This window comes from Paenibacillus sp. FSL M7-1046 (genome assembly GCF_038007405.1).
Classification (GTDB): domain Bacteria; phylum Bacillota; class Bacilli; order Paenibacillales; family Paenibacillaceae; genus Paenibacillus_AQ.
This window is the reverse complement of record NZ_JBBOXB010000001.1, coordinates 2,714,681-2,739,838: the sequence shown is the minus strand read 5'-3', so window position 1 is coordinate 2,739,838 and position 25,158 is coordinate 2,714,681. Positions and strand designations below refer to the sequence as shown.

Annotated in this window: 22 protein-coding genes; 4 read left to right on the top strand and 18 right to left on the bottom strand. The window is 54.0% G+C overall.

What is annotated here, in order from left to right:
• Both preA and NYE29_RS12000 read right to left on the bottom strand, forming a co-directional pair.
• Complete coding sequence (gene preA / locus NYE29_RS12005) at positions 1 to 1,290, bottom strand: NAD-dependent dihydropyrimidine dehydrogenase subunit PreA (protein ID WP_038597650.1); 1,290 nt, start codon at positions 1,288 to 1,290, stop codon at positions 1 to 3.
• A 69-nt stretch (positions 1,291 to 1,359) separates the two neighbouring features.
• Positions 1,360 to 2,751, bottom strand: coding sequence for an NAD(P)-dependent oxidoreductase (locus NYE29_RS12000; protein WP_340896129.1), 1,392 nt, complete (start codon positions 2,749 to 2,751; stop codon positions 1,360 to 1,362).
• A 324-nt stretch (positions 2,752 to 3,075) separates the two neighbouring features.
• Here NYE29_RS12000 and NYE29_RS11995 point away from each other — a divergent pair, with 324 nt between their 5' ends.
• Positions 3,076 to 4,764 carry a PucR family transcriptional regulator gene (locus NYE29_RS11995; RefSeq protein WP_076111038.1) on the top strand — a complete coding sequence of 563 codons (1,689 nt, stop codon included), beginning with the start codon at positions 3,076 to 3,078 and terminating at the stop codon, positions 4,762 to 4,764.
• On the opposite strand, the gene NYE29_RS11990 is transcribed toward NYE29_RS11995, so the two are convergent.
• From NYE29_RS11990 to NYE29_RS11965, 6 genes are all read right to left on the bottom strand, one after another.
• Positions 4,730 to 6,118, bottom strand: coding sequence for an aspartate aminotransferase family protein (locus NYE29_RS11990; RefSeq protein ID WP_340896128.1), 1,389 nt, complete (start codon positions 6,116 to 6,118; stop codon positions 4,730 to 4,732). The two genes, NYE29_RS11995 and NYE29_RS11990, sit on opposite strands and share 35 nt — an antisense overlap.
• 10 nt (positions 6,119 to 6,128) lie before the next feature.
• Complete coding sequence (locus NYE29_RS11985; RefSeq protein ID WP_340896126.1) at positions 6,129 to 7,592, bottom strand: CoA-acylating methylmalonate-semialdehyde dehydrogenase; 1,464 nt, start codon at positions 7,590 to 7,592, stop codon at positions 6,129 to 6,131.
• Positions 7,593 to 7,684: 92 nt separating this feature from the next.
• Positions 7,685 to 8,791 carry an ABC transporter substrate-binding protein gene (locus NYE29_RS11980; protein ID WP_340896124.1) on the bottom strand — a complete coding sequence of 369 codons (1,107 nt, stop codon included), beginning with the start codon at positions 8,789 to 8,791 and terminating at the stop codon, positions 7,685 to 7,687.
• Positions 8,792 to 8,838: 47 nt separating this feature from the next.
• A complete protein-coding gene (locus NYE29_RS11975; RefSeq protein ID WP_340896123.1) occupies positions 8,839 to 9,744 on the bottom strand; it encodes an ABC transporter permease in 906 nt (301 codons plus the stop codon).
• A complete protein-coding gene (locus NYE29_RS11970) occupies positions 9,744 to 10,556 on the bottom strand; it encodes an ABC transporter permease (RefSeq protein WP_076111033.1) in 813 nt (270 codons plus the stop codon). The genes NYE29_RS11975 and NYE29_RS11970 overlap by 1 nt, the downstream gene beginning before the upstream one ends.
• A gap of 2 nt (positions 10,557 to 10,558) precedes the next feature.
• Positions 10,559 to 11,341, bottom strand: a complete 783-nt coding sequence (locus tag NYE29_RS11965; protein ID WP_038597670.1) for an ABC transporter ATP-binding protein — start codon at positions 11,339 to 11,341, stop codon at positions 10,559 to 10,561.
• Positions 11,342 to 11,773: 432 nt separating this feature from the next.
• Here NYE29_RS11965 and NYE29_RS11960 point away from each other — a divergent pair, with 432 nt between their 5' ends.
• The gene (locus tag NYE29_RS11960) at positions 11,774 to 13,366 is read left to right on the top strand and encodes a histidine kinase N-terminal 7TM domain-containing protein (protein WP_340896121.1); all 1,593 of its coding nucleotides are present in this window, start codon (positions 11,774 to 11,776) and stop codon (positions 13,364 to 13,366) included.
• A 132-nt stretch (positions 13,367 to 13,498) separates the two neighbouring features.
• Here NYE29_RS11960 and NYE29_RS11955 read toward each other — a convergent pair whose 3' ends face one another.
• On the bottom strand, positions 13,499 to 14,359 hold the full coding sequence (locus NYE29_RS11955) for an MBL fold metallo-hydrolase (RefSeq protein WP_340896119.1): 861 nt from the start codon (positions 14,357 to 14,359) through the stop codon (positions 13,499 to 13,501).
• Positions 14,360 to 14,617: 258 nt separating this feature from the next.
• On the opposite strand from NYE29_RS11955, the gene NYE29_RS11950 reads away from it, so the two are divergent.
• Both NYE29_RS11950 and NYE29_RS11945 read left to right on the top strand, forming a co-directional pair.
• Positions 14,618 to 15,463, top strand: a complete 846-nt coding sequence (locus tag NYE29_RS11950) for a DUF72 domain-containing protein (protein WP_038597676.1) — start codon at positions 14,618 to 14,620, stop codon at positions 15,461 to 15,463.
• Between the two features lie 101 nt (positions 15,464 to 15,564).
• Complete coding sequence (locus tag NYE29_RS11945; protein ID WP_076111030.1) at positions 15,565 to 17,046, top strand: alpha-amylase; 1,482 nt, start codon at positions 15,565 to 15,567, stop codon at positions 17,044 to 17,046.
• A gap of 86 nt (positions 17,047 to 17,132) precedes the next feature.
• Here the strand turns inward: NYE29_RS11945 and NYE29_RS11940 are convergent, their stop codons facing one another.
• The 9 genes from NYE29_RS11940 to NYE29_RS11900 form a co-directional block, all read right to left on the bottom strand.
• Positions 17,133 to 17,996 (bottom strand): nitroreductase family protein, encoded by an 864-nt coding sequence (locus NYE29_RS11940; protein WP_076111028.1) that lies wholly within the window; start codon positions 17,994 to 17,996, stop codon positions 17,133 to 17,135.
• 315 nt (positions 17,997 to 18,311) lie between these two features.
• Positions 18,312 to 18,665 carry a FlxA-like family protein gene (locus NYE29_RS11935; protein WP_076111027.1) on the bottom strand — a complete coding sequence of 118 codons (354 nt, stop codon included), beginning with the start codon at positions 18,663 to 18,665 and terminating at the stop codon, positions 18,312 to 18,314.
• Positions 18,666 to 18,778: 113 nt separating this feature from the next.
• Positions 18,779 to 19,672: a DMT family transporter gene (locus tag NYE29_RS11930; RefSeq protein WP_076111025.1), complete on the bottom strand. Its 894-nt coding sequence runs from the start codon at positions 19,670 to 19,672 to the stop codon at positions 18,779 to 18,781.
• Positions 19,669 to 20,901: a multidrug effflux MFS transporter gene (locus NYE29_RS11925; RefSeq protein ID WP_076111024.1), complete on the bottom strand. Its 1,233-nt coding sequence runs from the start codon at positions 20,899 to 20,901 to the stop codon at positions 19,669 to 19,671. The genes NYE29_RS11930 and NYE29_RS11925 overlap by 4 nt, the downstream gene beginning before the upstream one ends.
• A gap of 160 nt (positions 20,902 to 21,061) precedes the next feature.
• A complete protein-coding gene (locus NYE29_RS11920) occupies positions 21,062 to 21,841 on the bottom strand; it encodes an AAA family ATPase (RefSeq protein ID WP_445322205.1) in 780 nt (259 codons plus the stop codon).
• 664 nt (positions 21,842 to 22,505) lie between these two features.
• Complete coding sequence (locus NYE29_RS11915) at positions 22,506 to 23,114, bottom strand: alpha/beta hydrolase (RefSeq protein WP_340896112.1); 609 nt, start codon at positions 23,112 to 23,114, stop codon at positions 22,506 to 22,508.
• Positions 23,111 to 24,061: a ring-cleaving dioxygenase gene (locus NYE29_RS11910; RefSeq protein WP_340896111.1), complete on the bottom strand. Its 951-nt coding sequence runs from the start codon at positions 24,059 to 24,061 to the stop codon at positions 23,111 to 23,113. The genes NYE29_RS11915 and NYE29_RS11910 overlap by 4 nt, the downstream gene beginning before the upstream one ends.
• A gap of 71 nt (positions 24,062 to 24,132) precedes the next feature.
• Entirely contained in the window at positions 24,133 to 24,534 is a 402-nt protein-coding gene (locus tag NYE29_RS11905) for a DoxX family protein (RefSeq protein ID WP_038597702.1), read from the bottom strand.
• A 145-nt stretch (positions 24,535 to 24,679) separates the two neighbouring features.
• Positions 24,680 to 25,150, bottom strand: a complete 471-nt coding sequence (locus tag NYE29_RS11900; RefSeq protein ID WP_052092372.1) for a MarR family winged helix-turn-helix transcriptional regulator — start codon at positions 25,148 to 25,150, stop codon at positions 24,680 to 24,682.
• Positions 25,151 to 25,158 lie beyond the last annotated feature (8 nt).

The following is a 25,158-nucleotide window of genomic DNA, read 5'->3' as shown; positions in this document are numbered from 1 at the left end:
CTAGACCACCTCCGCTTCTGAATACGAGCCGTTCAAGCCGCTAATGACCTTCTGACGCTGATTCCAGGTTAGAGGCGCCGCGCCGCTGTCCAGGGCAACCATATCAATAGCTCCGTCAGCCGGGCAGACAATGGAGCACAAATTGCAGCCCACACAGTCTTCTTCACGCACTTGCAGAATCGCCTTTCCTGCGGCATCCGTTAACATGTCGATACATTGATGCGAAGCATCCTCACAGGCAATATGGCATTTGTTGCAGTTGATGCAGTTCTCCTCGTTAATCCGTGCTACGACTTTATAGTTGAGGTCCAGATCACCCCAATTGGAGTACTTAGACACCGATTTACCGATCAGCTCAGTGACCGAAGCCAGCCCTTTATCATCCAGATAATTGTTCAGGCCGTCGATCATTTCCTCAACGATCCGGAAGCCGTGATGCATGACTGCCGTGCACACCTGAATGCCAGTGGAGCCCATCAGCATGAACTCGACCACATCCTGCCAGGTGGAGATGCCGCCAATTCCGGAGATCGGCACGCCAACCCCGCGGTCGCGGGCGCATTCGGCCACCATGCTGAGCGCAATCGGCTTCACCGCCGGGCCGCAATAACCGCCATGCGCGCCTTGGCCGCCGACATTCGGAATCGTGTTCCAGCTGTGAATGTCCACGCCGGCCAGGCTGTTGATTGTATTAATCAGGCTGATCGCATCGGCGCCGCCTTTGACGGCATGGCGGGCAACGACTGTAATATCCGTTATATTCGGGGTCAGTTTCACAATGACCGGCGTGGTTGCGACTTCTTTGACCCAGGTCGTCTGCGCCTGTACGAGGTCGGGCTGCTGGCCGGAGGCTGCGCCCATACCGCGTTCCGCCATCCCGTGCGGGCAGCCAAAGTTAAGCTCCAGGCCGTCTACGCCGACAGCCTCTACCCGTTTGACGATTTCATGCCATTTGTCCTGCCTCGGTTCGACCATCAGGGAGGCAATAATCGCATGACCCGGAAACTTTTTCTTCGTTTCATAGATCTCCTTCAGGTTCACCTCAAGCGGGCGGTCCGTAATCAGCTCGATATTGTTGAAGCCCGCCACACGCTGACCGTTGAAATGCACGGCCGCAAACCGGGAGGAGGTGTTAATAATCGGATCACCGAGTGTCTTCCACACCGCCCCTCCCCAGCCGGCCTCGAACGCCCGCTGCACTTGATAGCCTGTATTGGTGGGCGGCGCAGACGCCAGCCAGAATGGATTAGGTGACTTGATACCTGCAAGATCAATACTCAAATCTGCCATTGATGTTCCCTCCCTGTCATATAAAGTCCGGTTGAAGCCGCCGGTCTTGTATTGCTTGGCACTCCCCGTTTAGACAGCAGAACCTGCCACGCTTTCCTGCAGGCCCGACAATTGCTTCACAATAGCATAAGCAGCGTCTTTGCCCTGCTGGGCGGCGGATACGACCATCGCTTCGCCTTTGCCGGAACCAAACACAATATCACCGGCGGCATAAATCTGCGGATCGGACGTCCGTCCGGTCTTCTCATCAATTTTGACAACCCCATAGTTGTGCTCAAGACCGAGCGCTTCAATCAGGTCCAGCCGCCGCTTCTGTCCGATCGCCACCACAACCGCATCCACCGGTATCAGGAATTCAGAGCCCTCAACAGGCATCGGCGCAAGGCGGCCGTCTTTGCCGGTCTCCCCGGTCAGCTTCATCTGCACGCACTCCAGTGCCGTAACATTGCCGAGCTCGTCCCCGACAATACGCTTCGGCAAAGTCAGCCAGTTAAATTCCACACCTTCCTGCTTGGCAAATTCATATTCGAAATCGTAGGCCGTCATCTCCGAGCGCGTACGGCGGTAGACCATCTTCACATTCGATGCCCCCAGCCGCACCGAGCAGGTTGCCGCATCAATGGCCGTATTGCCTGCGCCGATGACAGCGACGCGCTGGCCCATCAGCTCCAGTGTCGGAATGCCTGTCTTGGTGGTTTCCACCAGCTCTATCGCATCGTATACCCCGGACAGCTTCTCACCTTCAATGCCAAGCGGAGGAACATACCCCATCCCTGCAGCCAGCACAATGGCATCATACTCCGCCTTCAGCTCCTCCACGGAGACGTCAACGCCAACCTTCGTTCCGGTGCGGATCTCCACGCCCAGCTGCTCCACCTGCTCCACTTCCCACAGCGATATAGACTGCGGCAGCCGGAAAGAGACAATACCATGTGTATCCAGCCCGCCGGCGAGCGGCTTCGCCTCATAGATCACCACCTGGAAGCCTTCACGCGCCAGCTCTCTAGCCGCAGACAACCCGGCAGGACCGCTGCCGATGACAGCGACCTTTTTGTCATTAGGAGCACCGGCTTTGAATAACTGAACACCGCTGCTTATAGCCCAGTCCGTGGCATAACGCTGCAGCAGTCCGATCTGGATTGGTGCCGAAGCATCATTCAGAACGCATGCGCCTTCGCACAACTCCCCGGTTGGACAGACACGGGCGCAACTCGCGCCTACAGGATTGGAGTCCATGATCGTCTGCGCTGAACCTTTTAAATTATCGGTGGCGATCCGCTTAATAAACGAAGGAATATTAATGCTGGTCGGGCAGGCTTTAATACAGGGGGCGTCATAACAATACAGACAACGGTTGGATTCTTCGATTGCACCTTTGCGGGTTAAACCCGGCTCAGCCTCGGCGAAGTTGCGCATGAACATATCAGGCGTAAACGTGGTTAACGGAGAAGAATGCTCCATCAGATCTCCCTCCTTCTGGACGAGTAGTGTTCCCAGGCATTGCCGGATAAAAAATCACATTTCCATCATCGAAATCATCTTTGTGTTATATAATATAACATTATTTCAATAATCGCCTTAATATTTCACTTACTTATCAGGCTTAATGTAGTAAAATGGACAATAAATCAAAGAATTCATTCTATTTTCTTTCTGAATGAGTTATATTTCCTAACATATTATATTCAAACTATAGTCATTTTGATTTTTCGTTACATTAGACACATTGTCTAATTTCAAAAGTGTATTTTTTACCTGCCTGACGACATAGCGAGGGGGAAGCTTATGGATTGGGAACTTGTATTTACGGTCCGCGATGCGCTGAAAAGACCGCTGTTTGCGGAAGCGGAGCTTATCGGCGGAAAAAACGGCCTGAACCGGGCGATTCGCTGGGTGCATGTGCTGGAAAGCGCCAGTTTTGAAAGGCTGATTCACGGGGAAGAGATGATATTGACTACGGGGATGGGTGTAAGTGTTGATTTGCCTTCCTCCTTATCGTTTATGCACAATTTGATCGATAAGAATGCCGCCTGTTTGTGCATCGAGCTGGGAGAGTATTTCTGCAAAATCCCGCAGGAGATGATCGACCTGGCGAACAGCCACGATTTCCCGCTGATTATTTTCACCCGAACGGTACGTTTCGTGGATATCACGCTTGATCTGCATTCCCTCATCATCAACCGCCATCACCGCATGCTGCAGGAGCTGGAGAGCATCTCCCGTGAATTCCACCGCCTGACGCTGACTTCCCAAGGGACCCTTAAGGTTCTGCAGCTATTATGTAAAAGCACCCGCACGCAAATTGTATATATGCAGCTGCAGGGCAAACCCCTGTTCTTCCCGGCGCTGCCGCCCGAGGATCAGGCCCCATTGCTTCAGTTCTTCGAAGCCTTCAGCGAGGAGATGGAGGGCGTACAGCCCGATGCCGCACCTTACATCCGCGAATACGGCCATAAGCTGATCGCGCTGAAGCCGGTGGGCGCGCTCGACCAGACCTGGGCTTATATCCTGATGGTCAGCAGCCACAAACCCCAGGAGTTCGACTGCCTGCTGTTGGATTCCGCCTCCCTGTCGATTGCCCAGGAGCTGCTGCGCACACGGTATATGGAGGAACGCAAGCTGTTCTCCGAGAACCTGTGGGTGGATGAGCTGATCAGCGGCCGCACCCAGGATGACAACCGGCTCAAGGGACTGGCGGGGCCCGACTTCAATGTCGTGAATGAGCTGCCGTACCGCGTATGCCTGATTGAAATCGAGAATCCCCGCGATGTTAAATGGAACAGCTCGGAGAATGATTGGGAATCCATCACCTTCCATCTGTCGCTCATTCTCCGCTCCATCTTCGAGAAATACTCGCTGCGCCCGCTGATCACACTCAAGAACAACCGGCTCACTGTCATCGCGCTGGATATCCAGTCCAAGCTGCCCGGCAAGCTGCGGCTGCAGCAGGCGCTTGATTCCCTGCTGCATATCCGCTCCGACGAGAAATTGAAGGACCTGCAGCTCGTTATTGGAGTCAGCAAGTCCCACAGGGGCCTGAAACATGCCTATGCCGGTTATCAGGAAGCCGTACAAGCACTGTCTCTCTATACTTGTTACCAGAAGTCTGTGTTGTTCTACGAAGAGCTCGGCGTATTCCAGCTGCTGCTGAACCTGAATGACGGCAAGACGCTGGAGAATTTCATCCGCAGCTATCTCGGCCCGCTGATCGATCACGACCAGTCCAAAGGGAGCGAGCTCCTGCTGACGCTGCGCGTCTATCTCGACCATGACGGCTCAAAGCAAATCGCCGCCCGCAATTTGTTTATCGTCAGACAGTCGCTCTATTACCGGCTGGACAAAATCACTGAACTGCTGGGCGAAGACTTCATGCTGCCGGAGAACCGCATCTCCATTCAGGTCGCCCTGCGTGCCTACCAGTTCCTGTACCCGGAGAAATTCACTCTGCCCAGCTCCCGTTCAGCACAGCTTTGAACGTGTCGATTATAAACTGCACATCCTCATCGGTGGAGGATAACGGCGGTGCGAAGGTAAGCACATTGTTGAAGCCCGCCACCGTATCTCCGTTTTTGCCGATGATCAGCCCTTTGGATTTGCATTCGGCAATAATGCCTTTGACGACAGCCAGATCGGCAGGCTGCTTGGTGGCTTTATCTGCCACCAGCTCAATGCCGATGACCAGTCCAAAGCTGCGGACATCTCCTACCAGCTTGTGATCCCGCAGCCCGGAGAATGCACCTGCCAGCCTTTGCCCGAGGATTTCAGCACGCTCCACCAAATGCTCCTGCTCCAGAATCTCCAGGTTACGCAGCGCAAGCGCACAGGCCGCAGGATTGCCGCCGAACGTATTCACATGGCGGAAATATCCGTAATCATCACTGTTGTCCTTAAAGACCTCATAAATATCCTTGCGCACCGCCGTTGCCGACAGCGGAAGATAGGCGCTGGTCAGCCCTTTGGCCATCGTCACTATATCAGGTTTGATGCTGAAATTGTGATGGCCGAAGTTGCGGCCGGAACGCCCGAAGCCGCAGATGACCTCATCAATAATCAGCAGCACTCCATGCTTGCGGCAGATTTCCTGCACCCGGTCCATATACACCTGATGCGGCACAATGACTCCGCCTCCGGTAATCACCGGCTCCATAATTACCGCCGCAACCGTTTCTGCTCCCTCCCAGACAATCGTATCCTCAATGGCCTGCGCACATTGGAGGTTGAACGTCTCCACAGTCAAGCCGTCAGGACGGCGGTAGCTGTCGGGCGGTGCCACATGGAGGAATCCGCCGGTCAGCGGCTCATATTTATATTTGCGCTGCGCCTGGCCGGTCGCTGACAGGGCGCCGAGCGAGCTGCCATGATAACCGCGGTAGCGGGCAATGAATTTATGCCGGTAATGCTGGCCGATTTGCTGCTGGTATTGGCGGGCCATTTTGAAGGCCGCTTCGTTCGCTTCCGATCCGCTGTTGGAGAAGAAAATGACATAGTCGTCGCCCAGCCATTCATTCAACTTCTCGGCAAGCGCGATAGCCGGCCTATGGCTCTGCGTGAGCGGAAAATAAGGCAGGGTGAGCAGCTGCTGATAGGCCGCATCGGCCAGCTCCTTGCGCCCATATCCGACATTGACGCACCACAGCCCGGACATCCCGTCCAGAAATTTATTCCCGTCAATATCGGTAACCCATGATCCGCTTGCCGTCGCCGCGATCATCGGCGGATGGCTCTCGCTGTAAGGTGTAATGTTATGCCATAGATACTGCTGATCTTTCTTGACGGCCAGCTCACTTTCGTTCTCCAGGCTCTGCACCGCAATCTCTCCTCTCAACATTCCATTGTGGTCAATAACGCGCAGTGATCATTTTCTTGCGGGTATAGAATTCCACACCGTCACGGCCGTTGGTGTGCAGGTCTCCATAGAACGATTTCTTATAGCCCGAGAAAGGGAAGAAGGCCATCGGCGCAGGCACACCGAGATTCACGCCAAGCATTCCGGCATCAATCTCTTCCCGGAATTCCCGGACCGCCTTAGCGCTGTCCGTATAAATACAGGCTCCATTAGCAAACGGGGACTGATTCGTTACGTTTATCGCCTCCGCCAGATCCTTGACACGCACCACAGACAGCAGCGGAGCGAAAATCTCATCGCGCCAGATCGTCATTCCCGGCTCTACACGGTCGAAGATGGTCGGCCCGAGAAAGTAGCCCTTGCCTCCCGCCGCTGCATCTTTCCGGCCGTCCCGCACCAGCTCCGCCTTCTCCTGTACACCTGCCTCAATATAAGCCAGCGTGCGGTCCTTGTTCGACTGGCGGATGACCGGCCCGAGAAATACTCCGGCCTCTCTGCCGTCGCCGATCTTCAGCCCGTCGGCCGCCTCAAGGAGACGGCGCACCAGTTCGTCGGCAATCGTCTCCTGCACGACGACCACCGAGCAGGCCATGCAACGCTCGCCCGCCGACCCGAAGGCCGCAGCGATAATATTCTTCACCGCATTGCCCAGATCGGCATCTTGCAGCACAATCGAATGGTTTTTGGCTCCGGCCAGTGCCTGCACCCGCTTGCCGTGTGCAGTTCCTTGCTTATACACATATTCCGCTACCGGCTGTGAGCCGACAAAGGAAATCGCCTTCACCTCGTCGTGTTCAAGTAATCCACCCACTACATCATGCGATCCATGCACCACATTCAGCACACCCGGCGGAAACCCCGCTTCCGCAAACAGCTCCGCCAGCCGGTTCATCAGCAGCGGCGTCCGTTCGGAAGGCTTCAGCACAAAGGTATTGCCGCAGGCCACTGCCAGCGGAAACATCCAGCAGGGCACCATCATCGGGAAGTTAAAGGGCGCGATCCCGCCGATCACCCCCAGGGGGTAGCGGTACATACCCGATTCAATTCCGGTGGCAATATCCGGCAGCTGGCTGCCCATCATCAGTGTGGGGATGCCGGAGGCAAACTCCACACATTCAATACCGCGCTGCACTTCGCCCAGCGCTTCCTCCAGGCTTTTGCCGTTCTCCAGCGTAATCAGCTCAGCCAGCTCATTCCAGTGCTGCACCAGCAGCTGCTGGTACTGGAAGAAATAGCGGGCCCTCCGCGGAACGGCAACCCTTTTCCATGAATGAAATGCCTCTGCCGCAGCTTGCACCGCAGTATCCAGCTCTTCGCGGCTGGAAATCGGCACATAAGCAATCACTTCTCCGGTTGCCGGGTTGAACACTTCCTCCTCCCGCCCGGATGATGACGCCACCCAAACCCCGTTTATATAATTCCTGACTTTTTCAGTCTGCTTCGCCAGCAGAGACATAGCCCGCACCTCTTTCACTGTTTCTGGATGCCGATGATAACAGATGACCGACAGAACGGGCGGCCATCTATCATCAATATGAGGGAAACCGCTTATTTTGCCGCCATTTCAACAATCTCGTTCGTATAGGCTTCTTCCACGTTGGCCGCCTCTTTGATTACACCGAATTTGAGCGCGATGTCTGCCGTCTGCTGGAATGCAGCTGCATCGGTATACCCCAGCTTGGAAACGTCAAAGCCCTCCGGCTGGATCAGCTTGGCAACCTCCGTCATCATCGTGAGCTGATGCTCCCTTGAAGTGCTGCCTTCTTCAGCGAGCTTCATAACACTATCCACAGCCGCCTCAGGATCGGCGATGGCATCCTTCCAGCCCTTCAAGGAAGCACGGACGAATTTGGCCGCTGTCTCCTTATTGTCTGCAAGCCATTCTTTATTGGCGAACAGATTGTCTTCGAGCATCGCTACGCCTTCATCATTCATATCAATCACATCCAGCTCTTCGGCCTTGATGCCCGATTCCAGCACAACCTGATATTCGTTATACGTCATCGCCGAAGCCGCGTCGATTTCGCCGCCAAGGAATTGGTCCATCGTGAAGCCCTGCTTCGTGAAGTTCAGGTCCTTGTTGGAATCCAGCTTGTATTTATCAAAAAGCGCAAGGATTTCAAACTCGTTGCCACCCATCCAGTTGCCGACTTTTTTGCCTTTCAGATCCGCTGCACTGCTGATTCCCGCCTCCTTCTTGGACACCAGCACGAGTCCGCTCTTCTGGTAGATTTGCGCAATCTGCACCAGCGGCATTTCCTGTTCCTGGCTGGTCAGCAGACTCGCCACCCAATCCACGCCGATATCGGCTGAGCCGCCCGCGACCTGTTGTTCAGGTACTATATCCGGGCCGCCGGGCAGGATCTCCACATTAAGACCTTCTTCAGCATAGTACCCCTTGTCCTGGGCCAGAAAGTATCCGGCAAATTGGGCCTGCGGCACCCATTTCAGCTGGAGCTTGACCGTCACCGGCTCCGCAGCCGGTTCTGTGGCCGCCGTTTCCGGTGAAGCCGAAGCCCCTCCCGTGCCTGCCGTCGCTTCAGCCGCCGGAGCATTATTATTGTTGTTACCTCCACAACCTGCCAGCAAAGAGATTGCCATGATCATTACCGCCATCAACAGCCCACCGTGAAATTTGCCTTTGTTCCCTTTCATCACGCAGCTCCCCTACCCATTTGAATTTGTAGTTTGGTGTAACAGATTTAAGATGACGCACGCTGGGAGGAATGCCACTTGATGAATACCTTCTCCAGCCGCTCCACTACCAGATAGAAGATGACTCCGGCTATAGCTGCAAGTACGATGCAGGACCAGCCCAGCGGCATCTTGGCCACCTTGATCGAGTTGGATAGCAGGTAGCCAAGCCCTCTGGAGGAGAAGAAAAACTCTCCGACAATCGCTCCGATCATACTTGCGGTAGCATTGATCTTCAGCGCAGTGAACACATACGGCAGACTGCTCTGAATCCGCAGATAGCGGAACACCGCCGGCTTGCCGGCTGCGTAGGAATGCATTAAATCCAGCGCCAGCGGATCGACTGATACCATCCCTTTATAGGCATTGATAGCCATCGCCGCCATGGTCGTTGCCGTAACGATTGCCGCACGCGAGCCGATCCCGTCGCCGAACCACAGATTCATAATCGGTGCCAGCGCAACAATCGGCACAGCATTCAGTGCGGCGACCAGTGTCAGGCTGCCACCGCCCCAGCGGGGCCAGGCCGTTGCGATCAGGGCGATCAGGAAGCCGCAGGCCGAACCGATCAGCATTCCCACCACAGCCTCAGTCAGCGTATAGCCGGTATAGGACAAGAGCAGGCTGAAATTATCCCTTATCGCCTCCGCTATGGCCGAAGGCAGCGGCAGCTGGTATTTTTTCAGATCGAACAGCTTGTGGAATATTTGTGCTTCCCAGAGAACCAGAAAAAGCACACCGGCCAGCAGAGGCAGAATCACGCCAGCGTTCAGCCATTTCACAGAGCGGCGTCCAAGCTTCCGCTTGCTCCGTCCAGTAAATGCGCTATTCTTCGTTGTTATACGAGATGGTGTAGCTCCCTCATTCCCTGCAGAAGTTATCAACGTTGCTTCACGCACAGTATTTCCCTCCATTAGCGGCGGCCCCCCTTCGGACGGAATTCAGGCTGCCATGGCGCAACCAGGCGTTCGGCGAGGCTCATCAGTCCGTAGCTCGCCACTCCGAGCAGAGCGCCGACAATTACCGTGGACCAGAACATATACGTATGGGAAGGACCATAATAGAGATTGCGCAGCATGATCACACCAATGCCGTGCTGCGCCCCCATAAGCTCTACCAGAATCGCACCGGTCACGGCAAGCGGGGCTGCGACCTTGAGGCCGCTGAACAGTGCCGGCAGTGCAGCCGGAAAGCGCAGCTTCCAGTACACCGCCCAAGGTTTGGCAGCATAAGAATGCATCAGCTCCAGCGCCGGCAGATCGACGCTGCGCAGACCGCGCAGCATGTTGAGCGCAACCGGGAAAAAGGTAATGTATCCGGAAATAATGATCCGGGACACCTGCTCATCACGTACAATACCGTAAATAATGGGCGCAAGCCCCAGAATCGGGATCATCTGCGAAGCAATGGCATACGGAAAGGCAAGCTGCTCGATCGTCTTCGACAGACTCATCAGCACAGCGAGAACCACACCCGCAGAGGCCCCGATCAGAAACCCGACTCCCGCATTGCCAAAGGTGGCTCCCCCCTCCTTAACCAGTGTGCCGCTATACTTCCATAAGGTAGCCGCCACTTCATGAACATAAGGGAGCTTCGACTGGGCCAGCGGCGTTTGTGCCACATGGAGCAGCATCCAGGAGCCAGCCTCCCACACCATCAGCAGCCCAAGGAGCCAGACGGACAGCGGCAGCACGCGGCTGCGCATAAACGTACTGTTCCCCTTCATCGTTACACCCCTTCAAAGCTGTCGCGGATTGTGGCGATCAGTTCAAAAAACTGCGGGCTGTTTCTCATTTCCGCCGTACGCGGACGCGGCAGCGGAATATCAACAATGGCCGACAGCCTTCCCGGATGCGGAGAAAGCACGAATACACGGTCAGACAGAAAAATGGATTCAGGAATGCTGTGGGTGACAAAAACAATGGTGCTCTGCACCTTGCTCCAGACAGACAGCAGCTCTTCATTCAGGCGCTCGCGGGTAAACTCATCCAGTGCGGAGAACGGTTCATCCATGAGCAGAATCTCCGGCTCCATCGACAGCGCTCTGGCAATCGCAACCCGTTGCTGCATGCCGCCGCTAAGCTGCCAGGGATATTTGTCCGCGAAGCCTTGCAGCCCGACGAGATCCAGCAGCTCCAGCGCCTTATCCTCACGGATCGACTTCTTGACGCCCATCAGCTCCAGCGGCAGGGTAATGTTGTGTTTCACCTTGCGCCAGTCATAAAGTACCGGACTCTGGAAAACTATGCCGTACTTTTGGGCCAGTCTGGCTTCCTTGGCGCTCTTGCCAGCCACCGTAATGTTTCCGCCGGTTGGTGTAATAAGATCTGCCATCAATCTGAGCAGTGTAGTTTTGCCGCACCCCGATGGACCTAGCAGGGAGACGAATTCTCCTTTGGCAATATCAAGGCTCACCTGATGCAGTGCAAGTACGTCGGCAGTCTCCGCCATATAACGCATTTCAACGTTTTCCAGCTGTATTTCAGGAATTCTCGCCGCTACTAATGACATTTCCAGCTCCCCCTTCATCCCTGAATCTGATCGATTAATGTTAATTAACATAACGCAAACTCTCATGAAACGCTGGATTTCTTTTCGAAATGTAGTATTAACTAACATGGTACACTTTGCTTCCGGTACACTCACTAGACAAATAGTAAAATTGCATCTGTGAAATTCCGTCACTTTGTCTAGGAGAGGCGCTTTCATTGTTAATAATGAAGAAATCTGCCGATAAAAGAAGGTAGCGGTATTCACGCTTCACTGCGTTTTATCCCGAATGTTATCCATGAAGATATGTGGTACTATTTAACTATATTCTTGCTGAAACAGGAGACAATACGTGATGTTTAATGCTTATAATAACGCCTCATGGCTATATGCCCCGTTGTCCCTGCTCTCATGGCCAACCTCGGCAGCCCACACTACCTGGAGGCCCGGCCGATGGAATCTATGATCTCGAATTATATTATCATTGTCTCCATCTCCGGTGTGCTGAGCGCACTTCTCGCGCTGTTCGCCTATTACAGAAGAACGGATTTCTCCGGAATCAATGCCTTTATCCTCAGCTCCATCACTTCCGCGATCTATACCTTTGGCTTCGCGCTGGAATTGTCGGGCAGCACCATGCAGGAGATTGGCTTTTGGGTCAAGGTGGAGTATCTGGGAATGCCCTATATCGCTCCTTCCAGCCTGATTATGATCATGCATTTCGTCGGCCTGGACCGGCTGGTTAAGAAAGGGCTGCTGACCGCGCTGTACTCCATCCCCTTTATCTCTACCGTGCTCGTATGGACCAACGATTATCACCATCTGTTCTATCAGTCGATGCATTTCCGGGAGGGTGCCCCCACCCCGCTGATCGACATCGTGATGGGACCTTGGTATATTGTGCAGGGCAGTTTGACCTTCGGCTGCATGCTTGCGGGAATGTGTCTCATTCTCTGGCAGTGGAACCGGATGAAGCGGGTCTACCGCCGGCAGATGCTGACGATCTTCATCGGACAGTTCCTCCCGGCTCTGGGAGCCTTCCTCTATTTAATGAACATGACCCCTTATGGAATGGACCCTGTGCCGGTGATTATGAGCGTGACTTCGACCCTCTATATTTGGGCGATTCTTTCCAGGGGCATGCTTACCGCGGCCCCCATCGCCCGGGAGAATTTGTTCGAGAGCATGCGTGACGGAGTGCTGGTCACGGACCGCAAAGATACGCTCGTCGACTATAACCGTGCTGCCACAGAAATGCTGGAAGGCCTGGATTCATCGGCCATCGGCAGACCGCTCGCCCAGCTGTTCCTGACTGCGGGCAAAGACGCTGTAGATTATGTAATGAACTCCGACCCTCTGCTCAGCGAGGAAAGTGAGCTGGCCTGGAATATCAACGGGGAGACCAGCTATTACCAGGTCAGATCCTCTCCGGTGCAGAAGCATGACGGTCACCTGGCCGGGCGGATGATTATGCTGATCGATGTGACAGAGCGGACGCTGCTTCAGGCCAAGCTGCTGCAGCTCGCCACTGTCGACAGCCTGACCGGCATCTATAACCGTACGCACTTCATGGAGCGGAGCCGGTCTCTGCTGGAGGAAGCAGTTGGCAGCAAGCGCCCCTTGTCCATCATTCTGCTCGATATCGACTTTTTCAAGAGCATCAATGACCGCTACGGACATCAATATGGCGATACGGCGCTCCAGCATATTGTCGGTGTATGCAGTAAGCATGTGCGCGAAGGGGATATTTTCGGACGTTACGGAGGCGAAGAATTCGTCATTTGTCTGCCTGACACTTCCTTGAAGCGGGCGGCTCTGCTCTCCGAAGCTATCCGTGACAGCATTGAGCACAGCGAAGTCTACACCTCATCCGGTCCGATCCATGTAACGGCAAGCTTCGGGGTGGCGGAGGGGTTCAGGGAACCTATATCGCTTGAAGAGCTGCTCTCCGAAGCGGATCATGCGCTCTACAGCTCCAAACGCAACGGACGCAATACCGTACATTTATCTAGCGGAGGATCGATCACACCCTTGACACCTGTTTAAATGAACAGCCCTGTTCTCCGGCAAGAAGCCGATTAGAGAACAGGGCTGTTATCTCATCATTCTGCAACACAATGACCCCGCCAGTGCGTGGCAGGGTCTGAATATAATCAGTAGGAAATATGAATATTGCAGTTAACGCCGCTTCGCGCCTGCCATGAAATAATCCACACCCTGCAATAAATCTCCGGGCAGCTCTTCAAGCTGCAGATAGGTCTTCAGCTCCAGCACCACCCGTTCCCGGTTGTGTCCGAACACATCGACGATCCGGGCCAGCCGTTCCCAGGGAGCCAGATCCTGCCGGAACTCCTGCCTGGTCATCGGCAGCCCATGCGACTCCACATACCAGTCCGCATCATAGCGGTAGGCAATGTCCAGCAATCTTAAGAACCCGGTGCTGCTGTATTGGCGCGGTCCGCCATACACAGCAGGGCCTAGAGCATCACCCAGAAAAAGCACCTTGTCTTCCTTAACGTAAAGCACACAGGAGTCCGGCGAATGGTCGCCGCCCACATGGACCACTTCACAGACAACTCCGCCCAAATCGACCGTGAGGCTGCCGGTAAACACAATATCCGGCTTGACGACAGTTACCTCTCTTGCCTCGCCGTACTCCAGGCGGATATGTTCCGCACTTTCTTCACTGATCGTGCCATTCTTTACAAGCTTCTCCAAACCTTCTTCTCCCCAGTTCAGCCCGGTCAGGCTCTCCAGCACTTTCGCCGTCTCTTCATGGGCAATAGCTGGGGACTTCCAGGATGAGAGTCCGAAGGTGTGATCCCAGTGCCAATGGGTCAGAATCAGCATGTCTGGCTGCCTGCAGCCGCGTCTGGCCAGTTCTTCCCGGAACAGCACTGCATGGGCCGGCGAATTGCCGGCATCCATCAGAAGAGTACGCCGCTCCCCTGTAATTGCTGCCAATACCGGACGATCCGTGTCATGCTCCGGATGCATAATCAGAATGTGACGGCTAAGCTGCTCGAACTTGTGCTCCATCTCGTGCTCCCCCTTGCAATATACATCTGACTGAAAATAGGCCGGACAACAAAGTATATCCGGACGTTCTTTTGGTGATAACAGCACCCATAGCGGTATTTCCGGCCTCGTTCGTTTCAGGCCATCTTTAATCTTCATGTTGCCTCAATTACGGACATTAATCAACAGCCCTTGTTTGCTATAGAGGGTTTTAAGTTTAATAAGAGTTAGCTGATCTGTTCGGGTCAGGTACGGATATACTGACAAGGAGGGGATTCCATGATTAAGATCGGGCTAACCGGCTTCGGTGACCATGAAGAGCTTTACGGCAAAATCAAGCCCGCTGACCGGCTCCCTACCTATAGCGCGCATTTTCCGATTGTGGAGATTGACAGCTCCTTTTATGCCGTGCAGCCAGTCAGAAATTACGCCAAATGGGTGAGCCAGACGCCGGATGCCTTCCGGTTTATCGTTAAAGCCTATCAGGGAATGACCGGACATTTACGCGAGAAAAAGAATTATTACGACACTCCGGAGGAAATGTATCAGGCCTTCCATACCTCTATTGAGCCAGTCCGGGCAGCCGGGAAGCTTGCGATGGCCCTCTTCCAGTTTCCGCCGTGGTTCGACTGCACCAAAGAGAACGTGCAGTTTCTGCGTGAGGCCAAGCAGCGGATGCTGGATGTGCCTTCCGCCATCGAATTCCGCAATGACTCCTGGTACAGTCCGGAAATGCAGGCCAAAACCCTGCAGTTTCTGGAGCAGGAGGGCTGGATTCATACGGTGGCTGATGAACCCCAGGCCGGATCAGGCTCTGTTCCGATTGTGCCGGTGGCCACATCGCCGGATATCACCTACGTGCGGCTGCATGGCCGCAACGCCCAGGGCTGGAGCCAGAGCAGCCATCCGAATTGGCGGAGTCTGCGCTACTTGTACCGCTACAGCACAGAGGAGCTGACCGAGTGGCGGGACCGGCTGCTTGCGCTGGAGCAGTCCTGCCGGGAGCTGTACGTGGTCTTCAACAATAACTCCGGTGGTGACGCCACCGATAACGCCAAAGAGCTGCAAGCGCTGCTCGGAATCGACGGCGGACTGGCCCCGCGTCAGCTGGACTTATTTTCATGAGCACCAGATGTGTACATATCCTCTCTTCTGCTCCTTACTGAAGCACGACACCAATCGCACTTATCCATTCATATCATAATTTTAAAGGAGGCCAAACGGGAATGAAGAGAAACCATACGATGATGCAGTTTTTCGAATGGCATGTCGCCGCGGACGGGAACCACTGGAAACGGCTGACTGATGCTGCCACCGGGCTGAAGGCCGCCTATATTGATTCTGTCTGGGTACCGCCGGTAACCAAGGCTGTCTCTGGCGAGGATACAGGTTATGGTGTCTATGATCTATACGATCTGGGCGAATTCGACCAGAAGGGGACCATCCGGACCAAATACGGCACCAAATTGGAACTGGTGGAGGCGATTGCCGAATGCCAAAAGAACGGCATCGCCGTTTATGTGGATCTGGTGATGAATCATAAAGCGGGCGCCGACGAAACCGAAGTGTTCCAGGTGATCGAGGTTGACCCGAACGACCGCAACAAGGAGATTTCGAAACCGTTCGAGATTGAAGGCTGGACCAAATTCACCTTTCCCGGACGTGGAGACCAGTACTCCGCCTTTAAATGGAACCACACTCATTTTAACGGCACCGATTTCGATGCCAAGGAAAGCCGGACCGGCGTATTCAAGCTTGCCTCCGACAACAAGAGCTGGAACCCGAATGTGGATGACGAGTTCGGCAACTATGATTATCTGATGTTCGCCAACATCGACTACAGCCATGAGGAAGTTAAGCATGAGATGCTGGAATGGGGCAAATGGCTGGTCGACACGCTGCAGTGCAGCGGATACCGGCTGGATGCCATCAAGCATATCAATCATGAATTCATCAAAGAATTCGCTGCCGAAATGGGTAAAAAACGCGGTGAGGACTTCTACATTGTCGGCGAATTCTGGAACTCGAATCTCGAAGCCTGCCGGGAATTCCTCAACACGGTAGATTATCAAATCGACTTGTTCGATGTATCGCTTCACTACAAGCTGTATTCGGCTGCACTGGAGGGCAGGGACTTTGATCTGACCCAAATCTTTAACGATACGCTCGTCCAGACCCATCCCGGCAATGCCGTAACTTTTGTTGACAATCATGATTCGCAGCCCCATGAAGCGCTGGAATCCTGGATCGGCGACTGGTTCAAGCAAAGCGCCTATGCCCTGATCCTGCTGCGGCGTGATGGATACCCGGTTGTCTTCTACGGTGATTATTATGGCATCGGCGGACCAACTCCGGTGGAAGGCAAGAAAGCCGCCATTGATCCGCTGCTCTACACCCGGTACCATAAGGCATACGGAGAGCAGGATGATTATTTCGACCACCCCAATACGATTGGCTGGGTGCGGCGCGGTGTGGAAGAAATCGAAGGCTCCGGCTGTGCCGTAGTCATCTCCAATGGAGATCAGGGGGAGAAGCGGATGTTCCTCGGCGAGGAACGCGCAGGCGAAGTTTGGAAGGATTTCACCCATAACCGTGAGGACAATATAACCATCGGTGAGGATGGCTGGGCGGTTTTCCCGGTAAACGGCGGAAGTGTCTCTGTCTGGGCTCTGCCCGATAACGGCGACAAGGAACCCGATCCGGCATAAAACATCTATTTAATAAAAGAGGTGAACTACGCGCCGTACCGGCAGCCGTTAGTTCACCTCTTTACTATATACGTTGACGTCCCGGATCAACTGAGTTTATAGCTCAGCATATATTCTGTAAGCGGTCCGTCAAGATCAAGCTGCGGATCATTAACAGTCCATTCCCCCGCAATGTCCAGTTCACGGCAGGCAAGCCCGAAATTGCAGGCGGCAATCCCGATATCAATCCGCTGCATCTCAAAGCCCAGCTTGTTGCCGCTGTAATTCGGCGTATGCTGCAGGTAGAAATGGGCCTGCTTCCGGTCCGGAGAGACTACCACTCTCCAAGGCTGTTTATTTGAAGCGGAAGGGCCGAGCCGGACCATTTCCAGCGGGGGCGCAAGCTTCCCGGCTGACTCGGGAGCGAGCATGTTGCCAAATTCGGTGTCGTAGAAGAGATCCCGCCAAGGCTTCTTCTGATCGGCTTTGACGACATAGCGCATCGTGGCATCCAGCAGCCGCTGCTTCTCCCGTGCATACCCCAGCGGTGTGATGCAAGGAATAATCTCGCCTTGGGCAAGCTCGATTTCGCGGGCAAAGGTCTTGCGGTTGAACGTTCCGCCAAGCCAGCAGGTGCCAAGTCCCAGGCTGGTGGCATAAAGAATCAGCCTATGAAACACATACCCGAATTCCAGCAGCGCCAGTTTATCGTTCTTGACCTTGCCGACCAGATACGCCTGCGGATTCTGGATGATACCGTAAGCCCCCAGCTTCACGATCTTTCCGTCCTCTGTCCCGCTTTTGGCCCAGACCCACTCAATTCCCGGCTTTCCGCCAAACGGCCCGTGCAGATTATCCTCCTGGCTCAGATAATCCATTATGGAAGCATGGACGGCCTCCCCGATCGGTGTGGCTTCATAAGTCCGTACAGATTTACGCTTCTCGATAATATCCATAACCGGAATTCCCATCTGATGTCCCTCCCCTTCATTATTTTAAAAAAGATGGCGCCTGCGGAAACAGGAGCCATCCAAGTGATGATGGATACTTAAGATTGCTTATTCTGCAATCTTAATAAGATCTAAATAAGAGCAAAGGTTTAGTTAGTTATTTTTTTCACATACTAATATTAACATCTATAGACCATGCTGTATAGACGCAGAGCCCACCTTAGGGGGATTTTCAATACGCCGGTGACGGCTATTTCTGCACCCAAAAAGAGGACTCCCTCACGGCAAGGATGTCCTCTTTTTGGGTATGCTGTTTACTTGGCTTCGGCTGCGTACTTATACGCGGATGTCAAATCTTCCTTCGCTGTCCGTAGTGGCAGCAGCGATCTCCTGCACGCTTGCCGCAGCAAGCGTATTGCTGTTTGCAGGTTTCTCAGGCGGTGTGCTGCTGCTGTTTGCGGAAGCGGAGCTGTTCTTGGATTTCTGGGCAATTTGCGCATCAATCTGCTTGATCTGCTGCTCAATTTGCTTGGTCTTGGTTTCCTTTGTCTTCTCGTCGTCCTTGCTGGCCCCGATCTTCTCCAGGTCGGCTTGCAGCTTCGCTTTTTGCTTCTCCAGCGCACTTGTATCGGTAGCACTGGAAGCAGTATAGGAAGCGGAAGATGTAGATGATGCGGATGAAATATTCATTCACGTTCCTCCTTTCACCTCTACACTATAATCCTTCCACCCGAAAGGAACGTTAAAATGCGCTGAAAGTTTGCTGAAAGTATTCGAAGCTATGAATTGGATTAGACCTTGCCCTAACCACTCTCATCCACTGCCTGAGCCGTTTTTGGCCGGATTTTGCGGTTGACCAGCGTTACGCTAAGCAGAATAATCGCCAGACCGGCAAGCGTATTGGCATAGACCGGTTCATTCAGGAAGATTACACCCCATATCAGCCCGAACACGGGGACCAGAAAGGTAACGCTGACGGTCTTGACCGCGCCGACACTCTGGATCAGGTGAAAATACAAGAGATACGCCACGGAAGTGCAAATGAATGACAACCCGAGTACGGAAAAAACCGCTGCCGAAGACGGCAGCTCCCGGGGGGCAAAAATTACCGCCAGCGGCAGCAGCACTACAGCCGCCCCGAGTTGCTGGCCTGCAGCAAGCGCCAATGGCGCAAGGCCACGGCCCACGCGCGCAGCGTATAATCCCCCAAAGCCGTAGGCAAGTGCAGCGCCGAGAGAGAAGAACACGGACAACAGAACCTTGCCGGAGAGCGGCACCGGACTCCATCCGACCAGCACAGCTACGCCGAGCAAGCCGATCACGAGCCCTATAGACTTGGACAGTCCCGGCTTCTCCTGTTGCGTTCCCCAAGCTGCAAGTGCCGCGAACATAGGTGTGGTGGCATTGAGGATGGCTGCCAGCGAAGCGCTAAGATGCAGCTCGGCCATGCAGATCAGTGTGAAGGGCAGCGCGGCATTAATGGAGCCCAGCACAAGGAACTGCTTCCAATGCTGCCAGATCCCCAGCTTCCGCTTGGTGACCGCTGCAAAGAGCAGCAAGGTTGCAGCTGCCAGCGTAACGCGCAGCTCTGTCGTAACAACAGGCCCCAATTCGGGAGAGGCAATTCTCATAAACAGAAAGGAAGCGCCCCAGGAAAAGGCCAACAGCAAAAGAATGGAGAAATCCTTACGGCTCATTTCTTCTCCCCTCTCTTGCAGAGCAGCAGATAGGACAGGATAGAACAAACCCCGGCACCCGCGATCACGATTGCCATCGGCAGCGCCGTTTCGTCACCCCCAAGACCGACCAGCGGAGCGACACAGCCGCCAAGCAGCAGCGGCAGCAGACCCAGCAGTGCTGAAGCGCTGCCTGCGGTTTCTCCCTGATCCTGCATCGCCAGCGAGAAGCTGGTAGTACCCACCATTCCCACACTGGAAACCACAGCGAACAGGCAGATCAGGATGGGAAGAAGACCGCCTCCCGCCAGAATAGTGATCAGCAGCACAACACCTCCCAGTGTACAGAGCAGGAGGCCGCTGGCCAGCAGCTTCGCTTCGCCCAGCCGTCCGGACAATCTTCCGGCAATCTGGCCGGACATAATAATCCCCAGCCCGTTAACGGCAAAGATCAGACTGTACATTTGCGGAGACACTCCAAAAATATTTTGCAGCACAAATGAAGAGCCGGAAATATAAGCGAACATCGCCGCTGTAACAAACCCTTGAGAGAGCGCATAACCTATAAACTTCCTGTTGCGGAGCAGATCACGGAAGGTGCGCAGCGTGCCTAGCAGCCCGCTTTTTACGCGCCGCTCCTTCGGCAGCGTCTCCGGCAGCCGCAGCAGAATGGTGGCGCAAAAGAGCAGCCCGGCTGCAAATAATACAATGAATACGCCCTGCCAGGTCGTTACTCTTAGCAGTTGCCCGCCGATAACGGGAGCGAATATGGGCCCCAGACCATTGACGATCATCAGCAGGGAGAAAAACTTCGTGAGTTCGGAGCCGCTGTACAGATCGCGGACCGCCGCCCGGGAGATGACCACCCCTACCGAGCCGGCCAGGCCCTGGATAAAGCGCAGCCCGACCAACAGCCCGATCGAGGGGCTGAAGGCGCAGAGCAGCGAGGATACCGCATAAATCAGCATGCCGATGAGCAGCGGACGGCGGCGCCCGTGGACATCACTCAGAGGCCCTGCCACAAGCTGCCCCAAGGCCAGCCCCAGCAAAAAGAAGGTCAGACTGAGCTGCACCAGCGCTGCGCTAGTGCCGAAATGTTCGCCAAGCGCGGGAAGCGCAGGCAAATACATATCGATGGACAGCGGACCAATGGTGGCAATAGCCCCCAGAATGACAGCAAGCTGAAGTCGCTGTTTCCGCGATGGGCCTTCTGCGGCCAGCGAATTCTTATCGTTTTGTATTTTGATCATGGTAAATTATCGTCAACCTTTCCGCAGCAGCCCTCAGGCAAGTTTTTTGTATTCTTCATACTACCTGATGCGGGACGTGTTGTTCAATGTTTTTCCCTATTTATCCCATTGGACTTTCAGTGCATGTACAGGTCACCCGCCCATAATGAGCAGTCCTGCATTATCTATGTACCTCAGAAGCAACGGCTTTCCGGTGCGGGTTGTATTCGGCATAGGCTCCGGTTATGTGTCTGTAATCCAGCGGGGCATCCTCGATGATCGCTTTGCGTTTGGCTTTCAATACAATTTGCTCGATATCGGCAAGGCTGCAGCCCGCCAGCAGTTCAGCCATCCGGCGGGACAGCTCCTGGGCCTCCGGTTCAGAACCGACAAACAGCCTAATATACTGAAGCCGGTCTTCCTCCGTCGGCAGCGAATACGTCATTTTTGTATCAAACCGCCGCCACACCGCGGGGTCCAGCTCTTCCTCCAGGTTGGTAGCGGCAACAAAAATACTTTCGCCATGAAACTCATCCAGGCATTGCAGCAGCGTGTTAACCACCCGTGCCATCTCCTTCACCTCATCGCCGGAATCACGCATTCGGCCCAGCACATCGAATTCGTCCAGAAACAGCACACAAGGCGCAGCATTGGCATAGTCAAATACCTTCCGCACATTGCTTCCTGTCTCACCAAGATGGCTGTGTATAATGGTATCCAGGCGGACCAGAACAAGCGGAAGCTCCAGGCGGTGCGCGATATAAAATGCGGTCAGCGTTTTGCCGGTGCCGGGAGGACCGAACATCACCATTTTGCTCGACATAGGCACATCCTCCGCCTCAAATCTTTCTTTCATGCCCTGGATCGTAATAAATTCATCCACAATGGTCCGGTTCACCCCGTTCAGAATGATGCGCCGCACCTTGCGGCCGCATTCCTTTGGTGTATATACGGTTGCCATATCCAATCCCTTGGCCCGGGGCAGCCGGGCGGGGTTGCTATTCTTTTTGCTGCTGTTCACGTTGGGTAGACTCCTTACATTCATAATATTAAATAGTAACAATTACGATTAAAGTCCATCGTACCAAAAACCGGAGGAATTTGCTACACCCCATGGCTATCTGCAGGCAAAAACCAGAACGCTACCGGAGGATTAGATGGATTTAAACAGAAATAAAGGGACGCACGTGTGTGCGTCCGTGTCCGGAAAGTGTATTCCTGGCTCTCAGCATAAACGGACCGAGTTGCACTTATTTTGGGCTTTTAGTTTGTTACAGTAGGGAAACGGACTCCAGTGCAGTTATTTCTCCCTGATGGCCGTTTATAGATAGAATGCAGAGCAGATAAGGTCCACTGGGTCCGAAAAAGAAAATAAACAGGGGTTTTACTCTCCTTAGCGTCTCCTGAGTCCGGTACGAGTAAACGAACCCGCTGAGGGCTTTTAAGGGACCCTATTTCTGTACTAAATCCCTGCTTCCCCAGAGCCCTTCCAGTTTGAAGACATGCTCTAGCAGGCTGGCTTGCGCAATATCATGACAGCAAAAACCGCCCGCAGGGGCTTCTAAGCGACATTACGTCACTTATCAGCGGCCCCGCAGGCGGTTGTAGTTGTAGCCTTCCTGAAATTATTTGCTGTTCCGGTTCAGCCAATCACGGGCTGCTTCAGCCTCGGCCGCGCTCAGACGGTGTCCCTGATTACCCCAGTGGGAGGTAACTTCAGCCCCCGCCTCCTGCAGCAGCAGCTCCAGCTCCCGCGTTTCTTCTGCCCGGATCAGCGGGTCATTGGTGCCCGCACCGATGAAGACCGAAACGCCGTTAAGCGAAGGGATCGCAAGACCCCGGAGCGGCACCATCGGATGCAGCAGCACTGCCGAACGGAACAGGTTTCCGTAATGAAAAAGCAGGCTGCCGGCGATATTCGCTCCATTGGAGTAGCCGACGGCTACGAGATTGTCTGCATCGAAACCGTACTGCGCCGCAGCTACATCCAGGAACTGCTTCAGCTCATGGGTGCGGAAGATCAGGTCCTCTTCATCAAAGACACCTTCAGCCAGACGGCGGAAGTAACGCGGCATGCCGTTCTCCAGCACATTTCCCCGGATACCCAGTACAGAAGCGCCGGGAGCCAGCAGCTCCGCCAGCGGCAGCAAATCCTGCTCGTTTCCACCTGTGCCATGGAATAATACTAGTGTTGGTTGGTTGGCGTCTGTTCCTTTGCGATAAACATGAATCATCCCTGCTTCACCTCAATTTCCCGGATTTCAAAAGGGCTCAAATTCTCTTCGATCAGGGCACGGTGCGGTTCAAACCATGCCGGAAGCATCAGCTTCTGGCCCAGCGCATCCGGAGCCTCGTCATTGGCGAACCCTGGAGGATCGGTAGCAATCTCGAACAGGATTCCGCCTTCTTCACGGAAGTAGATGGCATTGAAGTATTGGCGGTCCTGTACCGGAGTGGGCTGGTAGCCGTGGCTTTGCACATGGCGTCCCCATTCCAGCTGCTCGGCATCATCTTTAGCGCGCCAGGCGATATGATGAACGGTTCCCGAGCCTCCGGCTCCTTGCGGCACCGGCGAGTCTTTAAGATCTATAATGTTGCCGAGATCGGCAGTAGAGCCGTAACGGATATAACCGTCTCCCTTGGCGATCAGCTCCATTCCGAGTGTACGGGTAAGTGTATCGGCTGTTTTTTCGGGATTTGTACTGTAGAGCACAGCCCCGCCAAAACCTTTAATGGCATGCTCCGCAGTCACTCCGGCAAAGGACCAGGTACTCCGCGGACCTGCTTCGCGTTCCACCAGCTCAATCCGCAGTCCATCGTAATCACTGAAAGACAGGTAAGACTCAGAGATCCGGGTTACACGGGTAACCGGAATCTGATATGCGGCAAGCCGCTGCTCCCAGAAAGCCATCGAACCAACCGGAATCGCGTAAATGGTTACGCCAACCTGCCCGCCGCCAATCCGGCCTTTGCGCCCTGTCGACCAAGGAAAGAAGGTAATAATGGTGCCCGGTGCACCCTGCTCATTCCCGAAATAGAGGTGGTAAACCTCGGGGGCGTCAAAGTTAATTGTCTTTTTTACAAGGCGCAGGCCGAGAATTCCGGCATAGAAATCGGCATTGCGCTGAGCATCTCCGACAAAAGCTGTAATATGGTGAATCCCTGCAGTTTGAAGTGTCATTATAAGTCATCTCCCTAAAGTTTTTTTAGATGATAAGTTTGAATAGATGAAGATCTGGCGTATAATCCGATTTAGTTAAAAAACAGGGCATCCAGCGAAATCGAACCTGCTCCGGTCAAAGCCACACCTACTGCGACTACGAGCACCGTTAATGGAAACTCGATTCCGTTGGCCGTCGACCAAAATCCGTTCGGAGCATGAACCTTGATAATCGCGCCGAGCATCGTTGCGGCAATCAATACTGCGGCTACAGGAGTCAGGAGTCCGGCTGCGAACAGCAAGCCTCCGACAAGCTCCAGCATTCCTGCCAGCACGGCCATCGCGACCCCCGGCTTAATGCCGATGGATTCCATCCAGCCGCCCGTACCCTTTGGACCGTATCCTCCGAACCAGCCAAACAGCTTCTGTGCCCCATGTCCGATAAAAGCAATCCCGATCACCAATCTTATCAATAACAACCCTACACTAACCATTTTATACCCTCTCCATTCTCTTGAATTTAATTATCTTAACCTTAAGATATTAGCTAAAAAAATATAGTCGACCTTGTACTTGCTGCTGGCCTGGTAAACGCTGATAGCAAGCTTCCCGCCCCGTTCTTAGGAGAATGTTGCTGGCCTAAATGCCTTTACCAAGCTTCTTTAGTAATTCTATTGCCTGTTCCTTCTCTTCCTGATTCAAACCGCCCATCATCCCGTGAATAGAAGAAACATGGCGGGGGAAAATATCGTCAAACAGCTCGCGGCCCGCTTCGGTAATCTCCGCATAAGTTACGCGCCGGTCATCGCTGCAGGGAACGCGCTTCAGCAGTCCTCTCTTCTCCAGCTTGTCGATATTGTAAGTGATGCTACCGCTGGTAACGAGAATCTTCTCTCCGATCTGCTGCAGCGGAATCCGCGTTCTATGATAGAGCACCTCGAGGATCATAAACTCGGCAGAAGCTAAACCATGGCTCTTCATATCCTTTACCGCCAGATCCATCAGGCTCTTATAAGCTTTGGACAAGACCACGAACAATTTCAGTGATGAAGCCTGCTCCTGATCCGATGCGCCAGCCGTCTTGCTGATCAACTCATTGTAGTCGCTCATATTGTACA

What these genes read in the sequence shown, in the direction of transcription:
- preA (WP_038597650.1), bottom strand. Translation starts at nt 1,290, where the DNA reads ATGGCAGATTTGAGTATTGATCTTGCAGGTATCAAGTCACCTAATCCA.
- NYE29_RS12000 (WP_340896129.1), bottom strand. Translation starts at nt 2,751, where the DNA reads ATGGAGCATTCTTCTCCGTTAACCACGTTTACGCCTGATATGTTCATG.
- NYE29_RS11995 (WP_076111038.1), top strand. Translation starts at nt 3,076, where the DNA reads ATGGATTGGGAACTTGTATTTACGGTCCGCGATGCGCTGAAAAGACCG.
- NYE29_RS11990 (WP_340896128.1), bottom strand. Translation starts at nt 6,118, where the DNA reads ATGTTGAGAGGAGAGATTGCGGTGCAGAGCCTGGAGAACGAAAGTGAG.
- NYE29_RS11985 (WP_340896126.1), bottom strand. Translation starts at nt 7,592, where the DNA reads ATGTCTCTGCTGGCGAAGCAGACTGAAAAAGTCAGGAATTATATAAAC.
- NYE29_RS11980 (WP_340896124.1), bottom strand. Translation starts at nt 8,791, where the DNA reads ATGAAAGGGAACAAAGGCAAATTTCACGGTGGGCTGTTGATGGCGGTA.
- NYE29_RS11975 (WP_340896123.1), bottom strand. Translation starts at nt 9,744, where the DNA reads ATGGAGGGAAATACTGTGCGTGAAGCAACGTTGATAACTTCTGCAGGG.
- NYE29_RS11970 (WP_076111033.1), bottom strand. Translation starts at nt 10,556, where the DNA reads ATGAAGGGGAACAGTACGTTTATGCGCAGCCGCGTGCTGCCGCTGTCC.
- NYE29_RS11965 (WP_038597670.1), bottom strand. Translation starts at nt 11,341, where the DNA reads ATGTCATTAGTAGCGGCGAGAATTCCTGAAATACAGCTGGAAAACGTT.
- NYE29_RS11960 (WP_340896121.1), top strand. Translation starts at nt 11,774, where the DNA reads ATGGAATCTATGATCTCGAATTATATTATCATTGTCTCCATCTCCGGT.
- NYE29_RS11955 (WP_340896119.1), bottom strand. Translation starts at nt 14,359, where the DNA reads ATGGAGCACAAGTTCGAGCAGCTTAGCCGTCACATTCTGATTATGCAT.
- NYE29_RS11950 (WP_038597676.1), top strand. Translation starts at nt 14,618, where the DNA reads ATGATTAAGATCGGGCTAACCGGCTTCGGTGACCATGAAGAGCTTTAC.
- NYE29_RS11945 (WP_076111030.1), top strand. Translation starts at nt 15,565, where the DNA reads ATGAAGAGAAACCATACGATGATGCAGTTTTTCGAATGGCATGTCGCC.
- NYE29_RS11940 (WP_076111028.1), bottom strand. Translation starts at nt 17,996, where the DNA reads ATGGGAATTCCGGTTATGGATATTATCGAGAAGCGTAAATCTGTACGG.
- NYE29_RS11935 (WP_076111027.1), bottom strand. Translation starts at nt 18,665, where the DNA reads ATGAATATTTCATCCGCATCATCTACATCTTCCGCTTCCTATACTGCT.
- NYE29_RS11930 (WP_076111025.1), bottom strand. Translation starts at nt 19,672, where the DNA reads ATGAGCCGTAAGGATTTCTCCATTCTTTTGCTGTTGGCCTTTTCCTGG.
- NYE29_RS11925 (WP_076111024.1), bottom strand. Translation starts at nt 20,901, where the DNA reads ATGATCAAAATACAAAACGATAAGAATTCGCTGGCCGCAGAAGGCCCA.
- NYE29_RS11920 (WP_445322205.1), bottom strand. Translation starts at nt 21,841, where the DNA reads ATGGCAACCGTATATACACCAAAGGAATGCGGCCGCAAGGTGCGGCGC.
- NYE29_RS11915 (WP_340896112.1), bottom strand. Translation starts at nt 23,114, where the DNA reads ATGATTCATGTTTATCGCAAAGGAACAGACGCCAACCAACCAACACTA.
- NYE29_RS11910 (WP_340896111.1), bottom strand. Translation starts at nt 24,061, where the DNA reads ATGACACTTCAAACTGCAGGGATTCACCATATTACAGCTTTTGTCGGA.
- NYE29_RS11905 (WP_038597702.1), bottom strand. Translation starts at nt 24,534, where the DNA reads ATGGTTAGTGTAGGGTTGTTATTGATAAGATTGGTGATCGGGATTGCT.
- NYE29_RS11900 (WP_052092372.1), bottom strand. Translation starts at nt 25,150, where the DNA reads ATGAGCGACTACAATGAGTTGATCAGCAAGACGGCTGGCGCATCGGAT.